The sequence below is a fragment of the Sorangium sp. So ce367 genome, assembly GCF_051520455.1.
GTDB classification, from domain to species: Bacteria; Myxococcota_A; Polyangia; order Polyangiales; family Polyangiaceae; genus Sorangium; species Sorangium cellulosum_B.
In genome coordinates this window covers 907,283-928,952 of sequence record NZ_CP150334.1, presented here as the reverse complement: position 1 = coordinate 928,952, position 21,670 = coordinate 907,283, and the positions used below count along the sequence as shown (strand labels likewise).

The 21,670-nt window shown below is 71.7% G+C and carries 16 protein-coding genes; 8 read left to right on the top strand and 8 right to left on the bottom strand.

Going from position 1 to position 21,670, the window contains the following annotated elements; genetic code table 11:
* Positions 1 to 107 precede the first annotated feature (107 nt).
* Positions 108 to 3,566: a DNRLRE domain-containing protein gene (locus WME97_RS03515; protein WP_437549541.1), complete on the top strand. Its 3,459-nt coding sequence runs from the start codon at positions 108 to 110 to the stop codon at positions 3,564 to 3,566.
* 50 nt (positions 3,567 to 3,616) lie between these two features.
* Here the strand turns inward: WME97_RS03515 and WME97_RS03510 are convergent, their stop codons facing one another.
* Positions 3,617 to 4,531, bottom strand: coding sequence for a LysR family transcriptional regulator (locus tag WME97_RS03510; protein WP_437549539.1), 915 nt, complete (start codon positions 4,529 to 4,531; stop codon positions 3,617 to 3,619).
* A 93-nt stretch (positions 4,532 to 4,624) separates the two neighbouring features.
* Here WME97_RS03510 and WME97_RS03505 point away from each other — a divergent pair, with 93 nt between their 5' ends.
* Both WME97_RS03505 and WME97_RS03500 read left to right on the top strand, forming a co-directional pair.
* Positions 4,625 to 5,497, top strand: coding sequence for an SDR family NAD(P)-dependent oxidoreductase (locus WME97_RS03505; protein ID WP_437549537.1), 873 nt, complete (start codon positions 4,625 to 4,627; stop codon positions 5,495 to 5,497).
* 252 nt (positions 5,498 to 5,749) lie between these two features.
* Positions 5,750 to 7,018 (top strand): glucuronyl esterase domain-containing protein, encoded by a 1,269-nt coding sequence (locus tag WME97_RS03500; RefSeq protein ID WP_437549535.1) that lies wholly within the window; start codon positions 5,750 to 5,752, stop codon positions 7,016 to 7,018.
* Between the two features lie 38 nt (positions 7,019 to 7,056).
* Here the strand turns inward: WME97_RS03500 and WME97_RS03495 are convergent, their stop codons facing one another.
* A complete protein-coding gene (locus tag WME97_RS03495; RefSeq protein ID WP_437549534.1) occupies positions 7,057 to 7,524 on the bottom strand; it encodes a hypothetical protein in 468 nt (155 codons plus the stop codon).
* Positions 7,525 to 7,708: 184 nt separating this feature from the next.
* On the opposite strand from WME97_RS03495, the gene WME97_RS03490 reads away from it, so the two are divergent.
* Positions 7,709 to 9,154 carry a sigma 54-interacting transcriptional regulator gene (locus WME97_RS03490; protein WP_437549532.1) on the top strand — a complete coding sequence of 482 codons (1,446 nt, stop codon included), beginning with the start codon at positions 7,709 to 7,711 and terminating at the stop codon, positions 9,152 to 9,154.
* Between the two features lie 22 nt (positions 9,155 to 9,176).
* On the opposite strand, the gene WME97_RS03485 is transcribed toward WME97_RS03490, so the two are convergent.
* Positions 9,177 to 9,476, bottom strand: coding sequence for a hypothetical protein (locus WME97_RS03485; RefSeq protein ID WP_437549530.1), 300 nt, complete (start codon positions 9,474 to 9,476; stop codon positions 9,177 to 9,179).
* 599 nt (positions 9,477 to 10,075) lie between these two features.
* On the opposite strand from WME97_RS03485, the gene WME97_RS03480 reads away from it, so the two are divergent.
* On the top strand, positions 10,076 to 10,225 hold the full coding sequence (locus tag WME97_RS03480) for a hypothetical protein (RefSeq protein ID WP_437549528.1): 150 nt from the start codon (positions 10,076 to 10,078) through the stop codon (positions 10,223 to 10,225).
* 42 nt (positions 10,226 to 10,267) lie between these two features.
* On the top strand, positions 10,268 to 10,924 hold the full coding sequence (locus WME97_RS03475) for a hypothetical protein (RefSeq protein WP_437549527.1): 657 nt from the start codon (positions 10,268 to 10,270) through the stop codon (positions 10,922 to 10,924).
* A 93-nt stretch (positions 10,925 to 11,017) separates the two neighbouring features.
* Here the strand turns inward: WME97_RS03475 and WME97_RS03470 are convergent, their stop codons facing one another.
* On the bottom strand, positions 11,018 to 13,603 hold the full coding sequence (locus tag WME97_RS03470) for an SUMF1/EgtB/PvdO family nonheme iron enzyme (RefSeq protein ID WP_437549525.1): 2,586 nt from the start codon (positions 13,601 to 13,603) through the stop codon (positions 11,018 to 11,020).
* A 245-nt stretch (positions 13,604 to 13,848) separates the two neighbouring features.
* Between WME97_RS03470 and WME97_RS03465 the strand changes: the two genes are divergently transcribed.
* On the top strand, positions 13,849 to 14,724 hold the full coding sequence (locus WME97_RS03465) for an ATP-grasp domain-containing protein (RefSeq protein ID WP_437549523.1): 876 nt from the start codon (positions 13,849 to 13,851) through the stop codon (positions 14,722 to 14,724).
* A gap of 42 nt (positions 14,725 to 14,766) precedes the next feature.
* Here the strand turns inward: WME97_RS03465 and WME97_RS03460 are convergent, their stop codons facing one another.
* Together WME97_RS03460 and WME97_RS03455 are read right to left on the bottom strand one after the other, a co-directional pair.
* Positions 14,767 to 15,228: a hypothetical protein gene (locus tag WME97_RS03460; RefSeq protein ID WP_437549522.1), complete on the bottom strand. Its 462-nt coding sequence runs from the start codon at positions 15,226 to 15,228 to the stop codon at positions 14,767 to 14,769.
* A gap of 312 nt (positions 15,229 to 15,540) precedes the next feature.
* Positions 15,541 to 17,091 carry a hypothetical protein gene (locus WME97_RS03455; protein ID WP_437549520.1) on the bottom strand — a complete coding sequence of 517 codons (1,551 nt, stop codon included), beginning with the start codon at positions 17,089 to 17,091 and terminating at the stop codon, positions 15,541 to 15,543.
* Positions 17,092 to 17,635: 544 nt separating this feature from the next.
* Here WME97_RS03455 and astD point away from each other — a divergent pair.
* Complete coding sequence (gene astD, locus WME97_RS03450; protein WP_437549518.1) at positions 17,636 to 19,105, top strand: succinylglutamate-semialdehyde dehydrogenase; 1,470 nt, start codon at positions 17,636 to 17,638, stop codon at positions 19,103 to 19,105.
* Positions 19,106 to 19,356: 251 nt separating this feature from the next.
* Here astD and WME97_RS03445 read toward each other — a convergent pair whose 3' ends face one another.
* Both WME97_RS03445 and WME97_RS03440 read right to left on the bottom strand, forming a co-directional pair.
* Positions 19,357 to 20,646 (bottom strand): cytochrome P450, encoded by a 1,290-nt coding sequence (locus tag WME97_RS03445; RefSeq protein ID WP_437549516.1) that lies wholly within the window; start codon positions 20,644 to 20,646, stop codon positions 19,357 to 19,359.
* A gap of 281 nt (positions 20,647 to 20,927) precedes the next feature.
* Entirely contained in the window at positions 20,928 to 21,620 is a 693-nt protein-coding gene (locus WME97_RS03440) for an ROK family protein (RefSeq protein ID WP_437549514.1), read from the bottom strand.
* Positions 21,621 to 21,670 lie beyond the last annotated feature (50 nt).

Here is a 21,670-nt window from a genome sequence, read left to right as displayed (position 1 = left end):
GAAGGCCAACAGGTGTCATCGTGCTAAAGTTACCCTTGTTCCCGCGCACCCTCTCGCGCGCGGGGTATTCTCTTCTTCGGCGTGACCGCGTTCGATGGACGGCGGCCATGGCGCTCGCGACCGCCTGGGGCTGCGGCGGCTCGCCGGAGCCCGGTGAGCTCGGGACCGCCGAGCAGCCCGGCGATCTCGGGACCGCCGAGCTCGCCGCCACCCTCCCGAGCGGGCGCGTGGTCATCAGCCAGGTGTACGGCGGCGGGGGCAACGCTGGGGCCGTCTACACGCACGACTTCATCGAGCTGTTCAATCGGTCGAACGAGCCGGTGTCGCTCGCGGGGTGGTCCATCCAGTACGCGAGCGCCAGCGGCACGGGCGCCCTCGGGGCCACGACGACCCAGCTCACGGAGCTGCCCGCGATCACCCTGCAGCCCGGCCAGTACTTCCTCGTGCAGGAGGCCGGGGGCTCGGGCAGCGGCGCGCCGCTCCCCGCCGCCGACCTCGTCGATGCGACCCCCATCAACATGAGCGGCTCGGCCGGCAAGGTCGCCCTCGTCCGGCAGGCCACGGGCCTCGGCTGCAACGGCGGCACCGCGCCCTGCTCGGCGGCCCAGGAGGCGCTGATCGAGGATCTGGTCGGCTTCGGCGGGGCGAGCTACTTCGAGGGCGCCGCGCCGGCGCCGGCGACCGCCAACGCGACGGCGTCGCTCCGGCAGGGCGCTGGCTGCCAGGACACGGGCAGCAACGTCGACGACCTCTCGACCGGGGCGCCTACCCCCCGCAACACCTCGACCGCCGCGCTCGAATGCGGCGGCGACACCCCGCCGGCGGTGACCTCGACGGCGCCCGGCGACGGCGCGACGGGCGCCGACCCGACCGCGAGCCTGAGCGTGACGTTCAGCGAGGCGGTCGTCGCGGCGGAGGCCTTCGAGCTCTCCTGCGCGGGCAGCGCGCGCCCGATCGCGGTCAGCGGCGGCCCCCTCGCCTTCACGCTCACGCCGGCCGAGCCGCTCCCCCCGGGCGCCGCGTGCCTCCTCGTCGTGCGGGCGAGCGGCGTGCAGGAGCAGGACCCGGGGAGCAACGGGACGATCGACCCCTTGCCCGCCGACGTCTCGGTCTCGTTCACCACGGCGCAGGCGGCGCAGGCGCTCGCGATCCACGACGTCCAGGGGCGCGCGCACCTCTCGCCGCGTTCGGGCGCGGTCGTGAAGACGACAGGCCTCGTGGCGACCCTGCGCAGCAACGGCTTCACCGTGGAGTCGCCGGCGCCGGACGCCGATCCGGCCACCTCCGAGGGGCTGCTCGTCTTCACCGGCGCCGCGCCGTCGGTGAGGGTCGGCGACCTTGTCGAGCTCACCGGCGAGGTCACGGAGTACCGCGCCGGCTGCGCGGACCCGTGCACGCCCTCCCGCGGCAGCGCGTACCACAACCTGACGGTCACCGAGCTCGCCCGCCCGCAGATCACCGTCCTCTCGAGCGGCCACGCGCTGCCGGCCCCGGTCTCGATCGGCTTCGCGCCCGGCGCGCGCCGCCCCCCGACGCAGATCATCGAGGACGACGCCAGCGGCAGCGTCGAGGCCGCGAACGGCTTCGACCCCGAGGCCGACGGCATCGATTTCTGGGAGAGCCTCGAGGGCATGCGGGTGAGCATCAACGCCCCGGCCGTCGTGGGCCCCACCCGCGAGTTCTCGAGCTCCGGGACCGCGGAGATCGCGCTGGTCCCGGGCGACCGCGACGCGGCCACGGGCGACGCGGCGGGCCTGCGCAGCGAGCGCGGGGCCGTCGTCGTCAGCCCCGGCGACTTCAACCCGGAGCGGATCCTGCTCCAGATCCCCCTGCGCGACTCGCCGCCCGCGCTGGACGTGGGCGCCACGTTCGCCGGGCCCATCGTGGGCACGGTCGACTACAACTTCGCCAACTACAAGCTCCTGCCGGTCGACGAGGCGCTCCCCGCGGCGACCTCGACGCTCTCGCGCGAGATCACGTCGCTCGGACCGCGGACCGCCGACGACCTCGACGTGGCCGCGTTCAACGTCGAGAACCTCGATCCGGGCGACCCGCAGGACAAGTTCGATCGCCTCGCGCGGATCCTCGTCGACAACCTCGGCAGCCCCGACCTCGTCGCGCTCGAAGAGGTCCAGGACAACAGCGGACCGACCAACAATGGAGTGGTGGACGCCTCGACCACGTTCGCTCGGCTCATCGCCGCGATCGCGGCCGTGCCCGGCGGGCCCAGCACCTATCAATTCCGCAGCATCGATCCGGCCGACGGCACGGACGGCGGGGAGCCCGGCGGCAACATCCGCGTTGGCTTCCTGTTCCGGACCGACCGCGGGCTCGAGTTCGTCGATCGCCCGGGCGCCGGCGCCCTGACGCCGAACGAGGTGATCGGCGGCGCGGGCGGCGTGTCGCTGCGCTACAGCCCCGGCCGCATCGACCCGGGCAATCCGGCCTTCGCCAGCAGCCGCAAGCCGCTGGCGGGCGAGTTCCGCTGGAACGGACAGCCGCTGTTCGTGGTGGCCAACCACTGGAACTCCAAGGGCGGCGACGAGCCGCTCTACGGGCGCTTCCAGCCCCCGACCCTCTCGAGCGAGGTCCAGCGGCGGCAGCAGGCCACCGTGGTGGCCGGCTTCGTGCGGCAGATCCTCGACAGCGATCCTTCCGCCAACGTCGTGGTCCTCGGCGACCTGAACGACTTCCAGTTCTCGGCGCCGCTCGGCATCCTCAAGGACGCCGGGCTGACGACGCTCATCGAGACGCTCCCGCCGGAGGAGCGCTACACGTACGTGTTCGACGGCAATGGCCAGTCGCTCGACCACGTGCTGGTCAGCGCCAACCTGGCCGGGCCGAAGCTCATTGGCTTCGACGTCGTCCATGTCAATGCGGAGTTCGCCGACCAGGCCAGCGACCACGACCCCGGCGTCGCGCGCTTCCGCATCGCGCCCGACATGGATGGCGACGGCGTGCCCGACGCGAGCGACAACTGCCCTGCCGAGCCCAACGCCGCTCAAGGCGACTCGGACGGCGACGGCCTCGGCAACGCATGCGACCTCGAGTGCATCAGCGTTCGTCGCGGCGCGTTCGGCGCCGTGCAGGACTCCTTCGTCGAGGGTCCCACGACGGGCTGGGCGTACGGCGCGTATCCCTACCTCATCACCAGCGCGAGCGCGGTCCAGCCGGCGACGGCGGTCCTCGCCTACGATCTGTCGTTCATCCCGGAGGGCTCCAGCGTGACCTCGGCGACGCTATCGCTGTCCTATGCGTGGAAGCCCGCGGGCAGCGTCGTGACCGTGCACCGCGTGAACGGCGCCTGGGAGGAATCGACGCTTCATGGGGGCGGGTTCAGCGGATACAGCCCTGCCGTCGAGGCCTCCCTCGCCACGCTGGCGCAGACCGACGCGTTCGTCACCGCCGATCTGACGTCCCTCGTGCAGGGCTGGGTCGATGGCGCGCAGCCGAACCACGGTGTCGCGCTGGTCGACGCGAACAACAGGACCGACTTCCGCTCCAGCGAATATCCCGACGCCGCGCGCAGGCCGAGGCTCGACGTCTGCTATCACGCGGCCGACTGATCCGCCGGCTCGACAGCGCCAGTCCGCCCCATCGCTCTCGGTGACATCCCTCAGCCGCCGCGCCGCCCGCGGCTCCCGCGCCTGCGCAGGAAGTCGATGAACGCCGAGAGCTTGGGCGGCACGTGCGCCCGGCTCGGATAGTAAAGGAAGTACCCCGGGAAGGGCGGACAGAAGCCCTCGAGGACGCGCGCGAGGCGCTTGCCGCGGAGCTCGTCCCGCACCGTCGCCTCCAGGACGTAGGCGAGCCCGATGCCGTCGACCGCGGCGCGGACCATGAGATCGGGATCGTTGCACACGAGAGGCCCGCTCACCGCGATGTCGAAGTCCTTCCCGTTCTCGGTGAACTCCCACCTGTAGACGTTCTGGCTCGTGATCTGCCGGTAGTTGATGCACGCGTGCGCGTGCAGGTCGCGCGGGTGCTTTGGCTTGCCGCGCGCAGAGAGATACGCCGGCGACCCCACGACGGCGATGCGCTGGTCCTCGCTGACGCGGACCGCGATCATCTCGCTGTCGAGCGTCTCGCCGAGGCGGATGCCCGCGTCGAACCCTCGCGCGACGATATCCGCGAGCCCGTCCTCGATCGCCACGTCGACGCGGATCTCCGGGTAGGCCGCGACGAACGCCGCGAGCACCGGCTCGATCACCTGCCGGCTCGCGATCCTCGGGACGTTCAGCCGCAGCGTCCCGGCGGGCCGATCGCGCAGCTCGTCGAGCGCCTCGAACGAGGCGCGGACCTCCGCGAGCGCGGGCCGGAGCCGCTCGAGAAAGCGGGCGCCGGCCTCGGTCAGGCCCACGCTGCGCGTCGTGCGCTGGAGGAGCCGCACGCCGAGCCGCCGCTCGAGCCCGGTGATCGTCTGGCTCACCGCCGAGGGCGTCACGCGCAGCTCCGCCGCCGCCCGGGTGAAGCTCCGCTTCTCGGCCACGACGAGGAGCACCGACAGGCCCGCCAGGTCGTCCTGGATCATGAAGCGCAGCTTAACATCCCGTGCAGATTCACCCCGTTTTTCGGCGCAGCGCCGCGGCGTAGGCTCCCCGTCGAAGGCAGAGGAGAGAGACCCATGAGCACTGCAAACAGCGGATCCAGGATCTGGTTCATCACCGGCGCGTCCTCGGGCTTCGGCCGCGCGATCGCCGAGGAGGCGCTCCGGCGTGGCGACTCGGTGGTGGCGGCGGCGCGCGGCGAGCGCGCGCTCGCGGACCTCGCGGGCGAGGCGCCGGGGCGCGTCGAGGTCGTGAAGCTGGACGTCACGAAGCCGGACGACATCCGCCGCGGCGTCGCGGCGGCGCTCGCGCGCTTTGGCCGGATCGACGTGCTGGTGAACAACGCCGGCTACAGCCTGGTCGGCGCGGTCGAGGAGACCAGCGACGAGGAGCTCCGCGCCGCGATGGAGGCGATGTTCTTCGGCGCCGTGGCCCTCACCCGCGAGGTGCTGCCGCACATGCGCGGCCGCGAGAGCGGCGCGATCGTCCAGATCACGAGCATGGGCGGCCTGACGACGGGACCCGGCTTCGGCGCCTACTGCGCCGCGAAGCACGCGCTCGAGGGGCTCTCGGAGTGCATGGCCGCCGAGCTCGCGCCGCTCGGCGTGCGCGTCCTCATCGTCGAGCCGGGCGCGTTCCGCACGCGCCTCTTCGGGGGCGCCTTCCGGTCGATGCCGGCGCTCGACGCCTACGCGCCCACCGTCGGCGCGACGCGCGCGTACGCGGCCGGGTCCGACGGATCGCAGCCGGGCGATCCGGCGAAGGCGGCGCGCGCGATCGCCGATGCGATCGGGCTCGATCCGATGCCGCTCCGCCTGCCGCTCGGCGCCGACGCGGTGAGCGGCATCCGCGCGAAGCTCGCCCGCGTCGCGGCCGACGTCGACCGCACCGAGGCGATCGCGCTCGACACCACGGTCGACGCCGCGGCGACCGGCGCGGAAATTTCCTAGCTCACCCCATTCCCCTCTTATCGCAATTTTCTCAGCTGGCGAATTTTCGTTTCCACCAGGATCAGCCCCGCCATCCGCTGGAATTCACCCCGGTCAAGGTACGTGATTCGTACCTGGAAAGGTCGCTGATCCATGATTCGCCACGTGCTCCTCGGCAGTCTGCTCCTCGCTGCCCTCGCCTCGTGTTCAAGCTCACCCTCCGAAGGATCGGACAACGCCGGTGGCTCTGGTGGTGCGGGTGCCTCTTCGACGGTGGCAAGCTCGAGCGGAACCGGCGGCTCTCCTTCGAGCTCCGCTTCGAGCAGCAGCTCCGCGGCCGCCAGCTCCGGCTCCGCCGGGGGCGGCGGTTCGGCGGCCAGCAGCGGCTCCACGGGGGGCGGCGGCTCGTTCGGGGAGGGCTGCTCGAAGGACATCAAGATCCCGACCCTGGCCGAGCTGACGGCGAACCCCAAGATGCCCGATCCGTTCACCTTCCTCGACGGCACCAAGGTGACCTCGAAGGCCGACTGGGCCTGCCGCAGGAAGGAGATCAGCCTCCTCGCGCAGGAGTTCATCTATGGCAAGAACCCTGGAAAGCCCGAGTCCATCGAGGCCACGTTCAGCGATGGGAAGCTGGCCATCACCGTCTCCAACGGTGGAAAGTCGATCCAGTTCTCGGTGAACATCAAGGCGGCCACGGGCGGAGGTGGCGGGCCCACGCCGGCGATCTTCAGCATCGGCGCGTCGGCGCCGGCCGGCGTGGCGACGATCGACTATGGGAGCGTCGGGGAGTCGCTCGCCAAGTCGACAGGGAGCCAGGGGCGCCGCGCGCCCTCGGGGTTGTTCTATGAGCTCTACCCTGACCACAAGTCCACCGGCTCGCTCATGGCGTGGGCCTGGGGAGCGAGCCGCGTCATCGACGCCCTGGAGATGACGACGGGCCACAACATCGACACCACGAAGCTCTCGGCGCTCGGTTGTTCACGCAACGGCAAGGAGGCCGGCGTCATTGGCCTCTTCGACGAGAGGATCGCCCTCGTGGCCGCGCAGTCGCCCGGCTCCGGGCTGGCGAGCGGCTGGCGCCCCGCGGAGGCGGAGAAGGCCGCCGGGGCGAACGTCCAGACCGCCGCCCAGATCTTCGGGGAAGAGAACTGGATGGGCGACGCCTTCGAGGACTTCGGCAACAGCAACGTCAGCAAGCTGCCCATCGACCAGCACGAGGTGCTCGCGCTGGCGTGGCCGAGGCCGATCATCATCATGGAGGGCACGAACGACGGCTGGAACTGCCCGAAGTGCGTTTACACGACGATGAAGTACACCCAGATGGTCTACGACGCGCTCGGCTCCAGGGACTACCTGGGCTTCCCTCACCCGAACCATGGTCACTGCGCTCAGGCGGGGACCTTCGCGGTGGAGTACTGGAACAAGTTCGTCGACCGGTTCCTCAAGGGACAGTCCGTGAGCACGGCCGACCTGTTCACCGAGAGCTTCACGTTCGACGCGGCCAAGTGGCAGGACGGGGACATCCCCACGCTGGATTGACGCGCTTCAGGCTTGCGCCCTCGCCTCGGGCCGGCGCGTCACTTCGCGCCGGCGCGCCGCAGCACCTCGGCGCGCTCGGCGTCGGTCGGCTCGCGCTGGCAGTCCTTCCCGGCGCTCTGCAGGACATCGAGCTGGCGGACGAGATCCTGGGGATCCACGCTCAGGCATCCTTCCTCGAACTCGGAGCACTCGGCGACCGAGAGCGCGGTCCCGGCGACATAGCGGCAATCGGGATCCCCGGGTGGGTACCTCAGGAAGGTGGAGGCATTCGTGAGGAGACACGCCGCGTCCGACGGCGTGCTCGCCTTCTTGCAGCGGGCGGCGGCGATGCGCGCCATCCGGTCCAGCTCGGCCGGAGGATACACGGGAACCCGGGGGCGGGCGGGCTCGGCGCTCGCGGCGCCGGCGGCCCGCGGGCCCGCGGCGGGCTGCGGCGCTCCAGAACACGCGCTGGCGAGGAGCGCGCACGCGCCGGCGAGGACGAGCAAGGACCCCCCAGGCCTCATGGAGCGACAAGTACCATACCCGCTTCATCGCCCGCAACGCAGCGAGGCTCCTCCAGCCCTCACCGTCGCGCGGTCACGCGGGGACCGTGACGATGCGCCGGCCGGCGCGCGCGTGGATCGAGACGTGAGCAGACGGGGGCGGCGCGACGAGGTAGAACCAGGCGGAGTGAACAGGGAGAGAAACGTGACCGCCGCGAAGTCCACCCGGAACGATGTGCAGGGCGCCCTGGAGCTCGCGGTGTTCGCCGGGGGCCGCGTGACGCGGCACCCGCTGCCGGCCGAGGGCCGGGTGTCGCTCGGGCGGTCGCCGGAGAACGACGTCCCGATCGACGACAGCTCCGTCTCGCGCCGGCACGCGATCATCCACCTCGGCCCGCCCATCGCGATCGAGGACCTCGGGAGCGCGAACGGGACCCGCCTCCGCCGCGAGCGCAGCGCCGGGCCGACGACCAAGCTCCTCGAGCTCCAGCCCGAGCAGGGCAAGACGATGGAGCTCTCGGTCGGGGACGCGGTGAACCTCGGCTCGACGCTGATCGTGATCCTGCCGCGCGAGGGCGCCGCGAGCGCGGCGCCGGGCCAGGGGCAGGGCCAGCCCATCGTGCTCGACCCGGCCATGGAGCGGCTCTACGCGCTGGCCGAGCGCGTGGCCGGCGCGCCGATCTCCGTGATCTTGCTCGGCGAGACGGGCGCCGGCAAGGAGGTGCTGGCCGAGCACATCCACCGGCGCTCGCCGCGCGCGCAGGGGCCCTTCGTGCGGCTCAACTGCGCGGCGCTCTCGGAGTCGCTCCTCGAGAGCGAGCTGTTCGGCCACGAGCGGGGCGCGTTCACGAGCGCGGTCCAGGCGAAGCCGGGCCTCCTGGAGACGGCCGAGAAGGGCACGGTGCTGCTCGACGAGGTGGGCGAGCTGCCGCCCAGCATCCAGGTGAAGCTCCTACGCGTGCTCGAGGAGCGGAAGGTGATGCGCGTCGGGGGGCTGAGCCCGCGGCCCATCGACGTGCGCTTCATCTCGGCGACGAACCGCGATCTGGCGGCCGAGGTGAAGCGGGGCGCTTTCCGGGAGGATCTGTTCTTCCGACTGAACGGCATCGCGCTGACGATCCCGCCGCTCCGGGCGCGGATCGCCGAGATCGCGCCGCTCGCTCGGGCGCTCGCCGATCGGACCGCGGGCGCGCTCGGGCGCCCGGCCCCGGCGTTCGCCCCCGAGACGCTCGCCGCGCTGGAGGCGCACCGCTGGCCCGGCAACATCCGCGAGCTGCGCAACGTCATCGAGCGCGCGGTCGTGCTCTCCGGCGGGGACACGCTGCTCCCGGAGCACCTCCTGCTCGACGCCGCCGCCGCGCTGCCGCCCGCGCCCGCCGAAGCGCGCCCCGCGGCGGCGCCCGTCGAGGCGCGCCCTGCGGCGGTGCCCACGGAAGCCGCCGCGACGGCCGGCTCCGTCCCCCCGGCCGAGGGCGCCAGCGGCCTGCGGGGAGAGCTCGACGCGTTCGAGCGGCGGCGGATCGTCGACGCGCTGGAGCAGTGCGCGGGGAACCAGACGCAGGCCGCGGCGCTCCTCGGCATGCCCCGCCGCACCTTCGTGGCCCGGCTGAGCGCCTACGGCATCCCGCGGCCGCGCAAGGGCAAGCGCTGACGCGCGCCAGAGGCGCAAAGCCTCACTTCGTGCCGAGGAGCTTCAGCAGCTCTGCCCGCTCGGAGTCGGTCGGCTCGCGGCTGCAGTCCTTGCCGGCGTTCTGCAGGGCCGCGAGCTGGTGGTCGAGATCCTTCGCGTCCACGCTCTGGCAGCCCTCCTCGAAATCGGAGCACTCCGCGACGGACAGCGCGGTCCCCGACACGTAACGGCAATCCGGATCCTCGGGCCGGTATTTGAGGAATGGTGTGGCCTCGGTGAGGAGACACGCCGAGTCCGAGGACGCATTCGCCTTCTTGCAACGCGCGGACGCGACGCGAGCCACCCTCCGCAGCTCCTCCAAGGGATAGCGGCGGCTCCGGGGACCGGCAGGGCCCGCCGCGGCGGTGTCGCCGGCCGGGGCCGCCGGCTGAGCGACGGCCACCCCCGGGGCACCACCCCCCAGGCTCTCCGGCGTCGACGGCGAGGGCGGCGGAGAGGAAGCGCACCCACAGGCGAGAAGCGCAGCAACTGTGATGAGATGAATTCCCCCAACCTTCATAGGCGACACATATCACACCTCGTCTCGCACTTTCAATGCAGAGCTCACCCGCCGAGCGCCGATCCGCGCGTCAAGCATAAACAGAAATTTACAGCACGAACACCCTATCGGACGACGAGGTGAGGTCCACACTCGGAACGGCTGTCGAGGACGCGCCGCGTGCGGCGCCGCGCGGCGCTCGCGCAAGCGCCGCTCGCGCAGGTCCTGCTCAAGTCGAGCGAGGGTGACCCGACCTGCTGCGCCGCAACGCGAGAGCTCCTCGGATCCCGCACGGATCCTCGTTTCCTCGCGGTGGCACGACGCCTGCTGAAGGCCAATCGCCGCGCGCAGCGCCGCTATCTCGGCAGGAGAGCGCGCAGGCACACCTCGAAGGGAGCTCTCTCATGATGCGTGCACTGTTCGCTTCGTTGTCCTTCTCGTTGCTCGCTGGTTGCGCCGTCGCGCCCGCTGGAGAGTCGGCCGCGGAGGAGCTCGCCCCGCCGGACGCGGTCGAGCAGTCGGCGGCCAGCGACGCTGTCGCCTTCTCCGGCTAACATTCCGAGCTTCCACACACGAGACGAGGAGTTCATCAAGCCATGAGCATTGAATCAACCACGGGCGAGCTGGGTGTCACGCGGGGAGACCTCCTGACCAAGGGGACGGATGAGCCGGGCCGAGCGCAGATCCCCATCGACTCGAAGCTCCGCTTCATCGAGACGAGCACCGGGACCCCGCTCCTCCATGTGGCCGTGTCGGGCTTGACGCCCCCCAGCGGATTCACGGCGAAGACCGAGTACTGGTCGAGGCTCACCCCCTTCAAGTCGAGGGCGATCACCCTGGTCTCGTTCGGGTTCACGAACCGCCCGGGAGCGCCGGATTACCCCAAGGAGTTCCGGGACTGGCTCGTCGGGGGCAGCGTCCTCTCGACGGGCCAGGAGGCGTCGGGGCAGCAGTGGACTCAGGGCGTCTACCAGCCGACCTCCCCGGCCAGCGCGCTCTACTGGGCCGTCGATCCGGACGGGCCGCTCGGGCGCCGGATCGGCCTCCTCGTGGAGCTCGGCAGCGCCGGCGAGCTGCGCAACGCGATCTGGTACAAGATGGATCGGCCCCAGAACGGCCTCATCTTCCAGAGCACCCCGAGCAAGCTGAACTTCACGCAGGTGTTCGTGGGGGATACGCCGTCGATCGATCCGCACCACATCGACCCTCAGAGCGCCTGGTACTACTACCATGGCTTGATGAGGCCCGCGTGAGCGGCCAGCGCGCTTGACGCCTCGCCCGGGGGCGCCGCCCCAGGCGCGCCCGGGCAGGCCTCCAGCGCTGGGCAGCGGAGCGCCGCGAGCCGCTCACCCCGGCGCGGGGCGCGCCAGCCGGAACCCGATCCCCCCGAAGCGATCCCCGGGCTTGCCCGCGAAGCGCCCCGCCGCGCGGCAGAGGTTCGGCGACGTCGACCACGCGCCGCCCCGCGCCGCGCGGAAATCCGCGTCGCCGTCGTCGGCCGGATCGAGCAGCACGATGCCCGCTTCGGTCCGCGTCCCCTCGCGCTTCCACGCGTTGATGCACCAGTCGCGCACGTTGCCCGCCGCGCCCCGCAGGCCATAAGGGCTCTCGTCCTGCGGGAAGTCGTCGACGGGCCGCCGGCCGGCGACGCCCTCGTGGCTGCCCAGCATGCAACCCCAGGTCGGCTCCAGGAAATCACCCCAGGGCATGCACCGGCCGTCGACGCCCCGCGCCGCCTTCTCCCATTCGAGCTCGTTCAGGAGGCGCCACGGCGCGCCCGTCCCGGCGGCGTACCACGCCGCATACCGCATCGCCGCCCGCCAGTGGACGAACGCGACGGGCATCCTCGGCTCCTCCTGGACGTCGGTCTGGATGCACCCGAGCCGGAAGCGGCCGTCGTCTCCCCGCTCGAACCGGAGCGAGTCCGGGCTCGATCCCGAGGCGGCGCGGCCGAGCGAGAGGCGCGGGCAGCACTCGAGGGCCTCGGCTTCCCGCCCGCTCGCCACGAGCGCGTTGAGGAAGGCGAGGTACTCGGCGTTGGTGACCGGGTGCCTCCGGACGATGAAGCCGTCACACCAGAGCCGCGTCCGCGGGAGGCTGTCTCCCGCGTCCGGATCGCCGCCGGCGAGGAACCAGCCCGCCGGCACGTAGAGGTCGTCCTCGCCCAGCTCGCCGAGGCGAAGCAGGCGCACCGGGTGGGCCCCCTCCCCGCCTGGCCGGACGCCGTCCCAGCGCCGCCCGCGCTCGATGAGCACGGGATACGACGCGTCGTGGCACCCCGGCGCGCGCAGCGTGAGGAGGTAGCTGCCGCGCGGGAGCGCCACCTCGAGCAGCGGCGTGGGGCCGAGCTCGCGCGCGAGCTCGGGCACGAGCCTCCGGTCGCGTTCGACGTAGCGGTGGAGGGAGACCTGCGCCCCCGCGGGCACGGTCGCCAGCGTGAGCGCCCCGTCGCCGGCGAGCAGCACCGCGTGGCGCCCGCGGTCGTGCTGCCGGAGGAGCGCCTCGGCGCGCGCCGCGCCCCGCGGATCCCGCGCCTCCTCGGCCTGGGTGAGCTCCTCGGCGTAGTGGTCGGCCAGCGCCTCGTGCGCCTCGCGGAGATCCGGCGCCTCGTTCAGCGCCGAGCGGAGGACCTGCATCCACTCGACCTGGCCGAGCGACGCCTCCCGCTCCAGGCGCTCCGCCTCGTCCTCGAGCCGCCACCCGCGCGCCTTCTGCTCGGCCGGATCGAACGAGCTCAGGCCGTCGAGGATCGCCCGCGCCTCGTCGCGCAGCGCCCGGGCGCGCGCCCGCGTCGCCTCGATCTCCGGCCGGATCGCGCGGGCATGGTCCACGATCGCGAGCGCGCGCTCGCGCCGCCGCGCGCCGTCGAGCCAGCTCCGGACGTCGGCGGCGAGCGCGCCCGCGTCCGGGGTGCGAGCCTCCGGGGCGAGCGCCATCGCGCGGGCGCAGATCGCCGCGAGCTCCGCGGGCACCTCGTGGGGGGCGCTCGCCTCGACCGGACTGAGCCGGCCGGTGAGGAGCGCGCCCCAGACCGCCGCGGGCTGGCCGCCGTAAGGGTGATGCCCGGCGAGGATCTCGTAGAGCACGACGCCGAGCGCGTAGACGTCGCTCGCCGCGCCGAGGCGATCGCCCTCGCCTCGCGCCTGCTCCGGGGCCATGTAGAGCAGCGTGCCCAGCACCTCGCCGGGCTGCGTGAGCGGGGCCGCCTCGATCACGTCCGCCGCGCCCGCGGCCCCGGGCGACCCGCGCAGCGACGCGGAGGGCCGCGCGAGGCCCCAGTCCATCACCAGGACCTCGCCGAACTCGCCGATCATCACGTTGGCGGGCTTGAGGTCGCGGTGCATCACGCCGCGGCTGTGCGCGTACGCCACGGCCTCGCAGACGCGGAGGAACGTGTCGACCGCCCGCCGCAGCGCGACGGGCGAGAGGCTCCCGCCGCCGGCCGCGTACGCCTCGCCGATCACCTCGCCGAGCGTGCGCCCGCGGACCTCCTTCATCGTGAACCACAGCCGCCCGTCCGCGAGCTCGCCGCACTCGTGCACCGGCACGATCCCCGGGTGCTGGAGCGCCGCGGTCAGGCGCGCCTCGGCGAGGAAGCGAGCGCGATCCGGCGTCGCGTCGCGCGTCTCGGACGACTGGATCTTCATCGCGAGCACGCGCCCCATGATGCGATCGCGCACGCGGCGCACCTCGCCCATGCCCCCGCGCCCGATGCAGCCGAGATCCTCGTAGCGCTCCTCCGCGGACAGGCGCTCGGGGGCCGTGACGGAGATGGGCGGCGGCTCGGGCGCCGTGGCGCCCGGGGTCTCGCGCAGCCTGAACGTGACGTCCGACGCCGCGCCGGCCGGCGGCGCGCTACCCGCCTCGGTCGGGGCGGACGCGCCGCACGCGGGCTGCGTCAGCGCCATCCGCTCGCGCTCGCTGAGGCTCATGCGTCGTCCACTCCGCGGATCGCGCCGGGGAGCTCCCCAGGGCCGAGGTCCGCGCCGACTCTATCGTCCGGGCGCGCTGGGCTCAACCCGACAGGGGCTGAAAGACCCGATTTTCGCCCCCGTTGAGTCCATCCTCTCGCAAGCGATCGCTCTTCGCAAGACTGGTTCTTCGCGAACGTGGATCCACCTTGTCCGCCCCGCCGCGCCGACCCGGACCCGGGCGCGGCGGCACCCAGGAGGACTCCATGAGCGACGTCACCATCCTCTTCGGAAGACCCCATGTCCCTCAGCTCGCCGAGGATCGCTTCGAGATCGACGTGCTGGCCGCCGAGGAGCTCGGCATCGAGTCGTACGCGATCCCGCTCGATCCCGTCGTGAACGGCGAGCCGGAGCGCGCTTTGCGCCGGCTGCCGAGGCCCCGGCACCGGACGTGGATCTACCGGGGGTGGATGTTGAGCGAAGAAGAATACACGGGCCTGTACGAGGCCATGCAGGACCGCGGCGAGGAGCTCGTCGTCGATCCGGAGAGCTTCGCCGAGGCGATGTACATGCCCAACTACGTCCCGCTGCTCGGCGACAAGACGGCGCCCACGCGGTGGACCGAGGGCGAAGACATCCGGGAAGCGTGGGAGGCGGCGCTGGAGCTCGGGCCGCCGCCGTGGGTGGTCAAGGACCACGTGAAATCGGTCAAGGAGCTCTGGCATCGTGCGTGTTTCGTGCCCGAGGGCGCCACGTACGACGACTTCGCCGAGGTGTGCGAGAAGATCCTGGAGCTCCGCGGGGACCGCTTCGAGCGGGGGTTCGTCGTGAGAAAATACCTCGATCTGGCGACGCTGCCCGGCTGGGCGCCCGGCCAGCGCCGCGTGACCGACGAGCACCGCCTCGTGTTCTGGGAGGGTCGGCTGGCGGCGCACGCGCCGTATTACGACGTGGACTCGACGCTCGAGCATCCGGCACAGTTCAGCTATCTCGGCCAGGTCATCGGCTCCCCGTTCTTCACGGCGGACGTGGCCCGGCTCGAGCGAGGTGGGTATACGGTGATCGAGATCAACGACGGCGGCTGTTCGGTCTTCCCCGAGCAGATGGATCCGCGCGACTTCTACGGGGCGGTGCTGGGCTGAGGCGCCGGGGGCGGCGGCACGACGAGCCGACGGACGGCTCGCTCAGGAAAGATAGAGCGCAACGACGCTCCCGAAGAACGCCAGCATGCAAATCGCGACGCGCAGCCTGTGCCAATCACCCCAGCGCGCGAGCTCCGCCGGCAGGTCCTTGGGGTCGATGGATGCCTGCGCGAAGGCGGCGTTGGCGCGCTTGAAATAGCCGAAATAGATCGCGACCAGCGAATTCGCCAGCACAGCGGCGACCGTCGACACCCACGCAGCCCGGCTGGCTGCCAGCCAGGCAAAGACGGCCGCGACCAATGCGGCGGCAGGAGTTATCGCCGTGATAGGCGCAAAGAAGCGAAACAGGCGCGGCGCGTACTGGGGATGCAGACGATAGAACTCCTCCGCCTTCAGGGTCTTCCAGTAGGGCACCAGCAAAGCGCCTTCAGCCCAGAGCGCTCCCGCCAGCAAGCCCAGCAGCACCACGCTCACGACCAGACAGATCTCGAACAGAAAGTTCATTCCAGTCTCGCAAGAACCAGGTCATTCGCGAACATGAGCCACGCGCAGCGCGCCAGGGACCGCTGAGCAGCCACCGGGAGCGTGCCGGCAAGATAGCTGCCCCGGGGCAGCGGCATGAGGGTGAGGGAGAGACAGGGTCGGCCTCGACGATGCCCGAGACGGCGAAGCGTGTCGAGGTTGACGGAGCCGGGCGCGACACGACCGGCGACGTCTCTGTCTTTGCCTGTTTGCGGGGTCGTGGGGCCACACATGCCCCAGGCAGGATCCGGCGCCGGGTCTTCGGCGCTCGCGCGCAGGACGGGCGCCGGCGGCCTAGCTGCGCAGCGCGGCCGTCGCCTGGGGCCGAAGCGCGGGGCGCGGACGCAGCGCGGGGCGCGGGCGCTTGGCCATCTCGGCCTTCCTGGGCACGGACGGCCTCGCGTCGGCTCTCCAGGGCTGGAACCGCTCGTCCTTCCACATCACGAGGCCGCCCGAGAGGGGCGCCTCGGGGCCAGCGCCTTCCTCGGACCGCAACCAGACGAGCGGGCGCGCCTCGAAGACGGGCTGCGTGCACGCGATGTCCTCGAACGCCGCGGACCAGGAGCCGGTGTTCCCGAAGAACACCCCGCCTTCCCAGCTCCCCTCCGGGTTGTGGGTGTGCCCGAAGATCACGGCCTTGGCGCCGTGCGCCCTGGCCACGGACCGCGCCGCCCGGTTCACGCCCTGCCAGACCGCGTCGAGCGTGGGCTTCGGCACGGCGCACTCGTACGCGACGAGGAGCGTCGGCGCGAGCAGCGCCGCCGCCGCGAGCCCCCCCGGCATCCAGCACAGGCACGCGAGCGCCGCGAGGATCCCGACCGCCGCGAGCCCGAGGCGATCCAGCCAGAGCTCGCGCGCCACGCGGCCGAGGCAGTCCTCGGCCGGCCGCGCGAACAGCCGCGCGTGCTTGACCACCGCCGGGAAAGGCGTGCCCGTCTCGCGGGCGGCCGCGGCGAGGTCCGCACGCCGGAGCGCCCGGCGGCTCGGGTCGCGCCGGCGCACGAGCTCGATCATCGTGCGTAGCGCGCCCACGCCGAAGGCGAGCACGAGGGAGCGGCCAGAGAACAGGTAGTACCGCGTCCAGTGAGAGAGATAGCCGAAGCCGGAGAGCATGAACGACGAGTCGACGTGCGGGTTGAAGTACCCCATGCGCGACACGAGCAGGCGGCTCACGAGCGAGCCCATCGTCGGCTGGATCTCCCCCGGATTCCGGCCGAACGGCGCCATCGGGTAGCGATAACAGCAGTACGAGTCGTACTGATTGCCGTGCTCGACGATGACGCCGTCGTGCGTGCGGTGGAACCAGGCGCGGAAGGCCACCCGCGCCGCGAGCGCCGCGCGGAGCGCCTCGGTCGATCCCGCCGGAAGGCCGCCGTCCCGGGTGGCGAGCTCGTGCATGGCCGCGTCCACGACGCTCCGCTGCACCGCCTCGCGCACCTCGGGCAGCGTGAGCTGGATGTCGTGGTTGCCCGCCACGAAGACCGCGGTGTGCCCGTCCGCGACGATCCGGCCGACCGCCGCCACGAACACCGGGTGATCGCGCAGGATGGCCTCCATCGCCGGCACGGCGTGCTCGGCGGTGCGCGGCAGGTCGTGGACCACGCTCTCGTTGCCGATCACCCGAGGCGCATCCAGGTCGAAGATGTCGCCGTTCAGGACCAGCGTCAGCTCGTCGCGCTCCGCGCCGAGCCCCCCGGAGCCGCCCGCCCCCTTCCGGACCTCTCCCCGGAGCGCGTCGAGCATGGCCGCGATCTCCCCGTCCGGGGAGTACGGCGCCTGCCGATAGCGCATCCAGAGACCGTCGGTCGGCTCGAGCTCACATAGATGGATGTCTGAGATAGCCACCGTGTGATGCATCGGCGGGAAAACTGACATGAGCACGTCTCCACGCCAGCCACAGGACCGTCAAGACTTGGTGTCACCGGGCGTGGAGAGCGCCCTGCTGCAGTGCGCCCGGAGCGTGTTCCAACGCGCAAACACGCTCAGCACACCTGTTCGCCACGGTGCATTCCCGTGAATGTCGCGCGCCTGCCACGAGCGGACTCGGAACGATCGACCACGAAGCGCATTGAGCTCTCGGCTCCTGGATTCTCACCAAGAGAGCAATCGACCGAGCGGCCCCCTCTGGTTGGGGCGCAGTCGCGCCGGAACACATGATGTTGTGGTCCCCCCGGACGCGGCGAAGCCCTGGCGAGCTCGACGAGCGGCCCCATCTTTCCTGGGCGGTCGCCGGCGCGATGTTCCGTCCGGGGGCGCGCGAGCTCTGGGGGCGCCGGCCTCTGGTACGATGCACACTGGCGGAGCGAGGTGGACGCAAACCATACTCGGTGGACGGACTGTCGAGCCCGTGTGGTGTTCCGCGGGGGAACTCCGCGACAGAGAGGTGACCATGTCGACCCATTTCATCGACGGCAGCTGGGTGACCGGCGCGGGCGAGCCGTTCGCGAGCCGGAACCCCGTGACGCAGGCGGTCGTCTTCGAGGGGCGCGCCGCGAGCGAGGAGCAGGTCGACGCGGCCGTGACGGCGGCGCGCGGCGCGTTCGCCGCGTGGCGCGATCGCGGCCTGGAGGAGCGGGCGGCGCTGGTGAAGCGGTTCGCCGGTCTCCTGGCCGAGCACAAGGCCCGGCTCGCGGACGTGATCGGGCTGGAGACGGGCAAGCCGCGCTGGGAGGCGCTCACCGAGGTCCAGACGATGATCGGCAAGATCGACGTATCGTTGATGGCCTGGCGCGAGCGGACGGGCGAGCGTCAGGCCGAGGCGGGCGACGCGACGGCCGTGGTGCGCCACCGGCCGCACGGCGTGGTCGCTGTGCTCGGGCCCTACAACTTTCCGGGCCACCTGCCGAACGGCCACATCGTCCCGGCCCTGATCGCGGGCAATTGCGTGGTGTTCAAGCCCTCGGAGCTCACGCCGAGGGTCGCGGAGGAGACCGCGCGGCTCTGGGAGGAGGCGGGGATCCCGGCCGGGGTGCTCAACCTGGTCCAGGGGGGGAGGCGCACCGGCGTCGCGCTCGCCGGTCACCCGGGCATCGACGGCCTCTTCTTTACAGGCAGCTCCGGCACGGGCAACGCGCTGCACCGGCAGCTGGCGGGCCAACCGGAGAAGATCCTCGCCCTGGAGATGGGCGGCAACAACCCGCTCATCGTGCAGGACGTCGCGAACACCGAGGCGGCGATCCACCATATCCTTCAGTCGTCCTTCATCTCGGCGGGCCAGCGGTGTACGTGCGCGCGGCGGCTGCTCGTGCCGGCGACGGCGGAGGGCGACGCGCTGTTGGCGCGCCTGGTCGACGCGGCGTCCCGGCTCAAGGTGGGCAGGTACGACGACGCAGAACAGCCCTTCATGGGCGCGGTGATCTCGCTCGCGGCGGCGGATCGGCTGCTCGCGGCGCAGGCACGGCTGGTCGCGCTCGGCGGCGAGGTGCTGCTGGAGATGCGCCGGCTCGAGGAGGGGACCGCGCTGCTCTCGCCCGGCATCCTCGATGTATCGGCGATCAAGGAGCTACCGGACGAGGAGCATTTCGGGCCGCTCGTGCAGGTACAGCGCTACGGGAGCTTCGATGAGGCGCTCTCGCTGGCCAACCGCACGCGTTATGGGCTCGCGGCCGGGTTGATCTCGGATCGCAGGGAGCTCTATGAGCGGTTCTGGCGGGAATCGCGGGCGGGGATCGTCAACTGGAACAAACCGCTGACGGGGGCGTCGAGCGCCGCGCCGTTCGGGGGGGTCGGGAGCAGCGGGAACCACCGGCCGAGCGCGTATTACGCGGCGGACTACTGCGCGTATCCGGTCGCGGGGCTGGAGGCGGCGGCGGTGGCGCTGCCTGGGCAGCTGGCGCCGGGGATGCGGCTCAACAGCTAGAACCAAGACGCAACGGCCGCCGGGGAGAGGGGAGGGGGCGCGCGGGGGCGAGGGGGGCCCTTCCCGCGGACTCGCGCCTTGTGGTGGCTATGGCCGGCTGTGCGGGAGAGGGAGATCTGGAGGGACTGGCTGCGGAGCGGGCCGGCGCTCGGATCCGCGGGGCCCTTCCCCCTCGCCCCCGCACGCCCCCTCCCCTCTCCCCGGCGGCTCCAGGGTGGAACCAGGCAGGTTGGAGAACGGGTTGACGGGGGTCAGGAGGCGGAGCTCTGCGGGCCTAGCTCTACCGGGAGGGCGGTGAGGCCGCGCATGCCGGGGCTCATGCGCCAGGTCAGCGGCCCAGGGGAGAGCTCGGCGTCGGGGAAACGGCGCAGGAACGTGGAGATGACTGCCTGGGCCTCGACCCGGGCGAGCGCGGAGCCGGCACAGTAATGGACGCCCACGCCGAGCGAGATGTGACGGATGTCCGTGCGGCGGAAGTCGAGCTTGTCGGGGTCGGGGAACTGCGCGGGATCGCGGTTCGCCGCGCCGAGCACCAGGAAGGCACGATCCCCCTTCGGGATCCGCACGCCGTCGAGCTCGATGTCGTCGAGCGCGACGCGGCTCATCCACTGCACCGGAGAGTCGTACCGGAGCAGCTCCTCCACCGCCGGGCCGATCAGCGACGGGGTAGCGCGCAGCGCTTCGCGCTCGGAACGGTGGAGAAGGAGCGCGAGCAGGCCATTGCCGATGAGGTTCTTCGTCGTCTCGTGGCCGCCGAAGAGGAGCATGCAACACGTCGAGAGCAGCTCCTGCTCGCCGAGGATCATGCCCTGCTCCTCCGCGAGGATGAGCTGGCTGAGCAGGTCGTTGCCGGGGCTCTGCCGCCGGGCCGCGATCACGCCGCGGAAATAGTCCTCCAGCTCGGCCACGGCGCTCAGCGCGCCCCCCGCGATCTCCAGCGTCGGCCGGCCCGCGCCAAGGAAGCCGCTGAGCGCGTTGGACCAGCCCTTCAGCCGGTGCCGATCCTCGGCGGGTACACCGAGCACCTCGCCGATCACGAGCAGCGGCAAGAGGTCGCCGAGATCGCGGAGGACGTCCATCCGGCCCGTCGGGGCGACCGCGTCGAGCAGCTCGTTGACCAGCGTCTCCACCCGGGAGCGCAACCCCTCGACGAGCCGCGGCACGAACGCCTTGTTGATCAGCGAACGGATGCGCGTGTGCTCCGGCGGATCGAGCAGCAAGGCCCACGACGCCAGGTTGCGGCGCAACGGCTCCAGCCGCTGCCGCACCTCCTCAGGCAGCTTCGTCACGAAGGCGCTGGAGCGCTTCGCGGACAGGCGCGGGTCACGAAAGCCCGCCGCGACCTGGTCGTAGCGGGTGATGAGCCAGCCGTTGTAAGCCGCGCTGAAGTACACGGGCGCTTCCTGGCGCAACCTGGCGTACACGGGGTACGGGTTCGCGAGGGTCTCCGGCGACTGGAGGCGAAACGGATCGAGATCAGCGTCCGCCGCTGGATTGGCCGCGGGCGGTGCGTCGGGCTTCGGTGCGTCGGGCGAGTTCATCGGGCCAGGGTACGACGGTCACGCCCGCTTGGGAACCGGCGCGACCCACGCCCCCGCAGGCCCGCCCCAGGCCGGCCTCCCCGCCAGCGCACGGGCGCGCGGCCGCCCTTGGCTACAGCGGCTTCCGCCCCCCTCTGCACCATCCAGAGCCGCAGCAGAGCGGCGGTCTCCCGCACAGGAGACGGGCCCAGATCGGCGTTTTCGGCGCGCAAGCGCACTCCGGTGCGCTGAGCACCGAAAACGTCGAGGTGGGCCCGTATCCGAAGCGGGTGACCGTCGCTCTAGGCCCAGAGCTTGATTCCGCCGAGCAGGCCAGCGACGTTGTCCACCACGACGGCGTTCTCGGGCAGCTTCGAGGCATCGAGCAGGCGCGCGTTGCCGCCGCCGAGGTAGAGCTTGCGGTAATTGAAGATCGGCTCGAGCTGCTCGATCATCTTGCGCACGCGCTTGTTCCAGCGCTTCGGGCCGATGCGCTTGCACTCGGCGTCGAACACGCGGTCCTCGTACTTCAGGTCCCTCTTTCCGTACGGATGGTGCCCGAGCTCGAGGTTCGGCACGTAGCGGCCGTCGATGTACAGCGCGCAGCCGAGCCCCGTGCCGAAGGTGAGCACCATCTCGAGCCCCCTGCCCTCGATGACGGCGAGCCCCTGGATGCCCGCGTCGTTGGCGACACGGACAGGCTTGCCGAGGCGGCGCTCGACGGCCTCGCCGAGCGGGTAGCCCTTCCACTTCTCGTTGTCGAGGTGCGGCGCCGTCTTGGTCACGTTCTCCATCACCACCCCGGGGAAGCCGATCGAGACGCGATCGAACTCCCCCTGCGCCCTGGCGATCTCCTCGATGAGGTCGAGGATGGGGTCCGGCGAGGCCGGCTGGGGCGTCGACACGCGCACGGGATCCGTCATCGGAGTCCCCTGCTCGTCGAGGATGGTGGCCTTGATCCCCGTTCCGCCGATATCGATACAAAGCGTGCGCATGATCCCTCTGTCTCCCCCCGGAGCTCTTCCTCCGGGGCCGCCGCGGATGC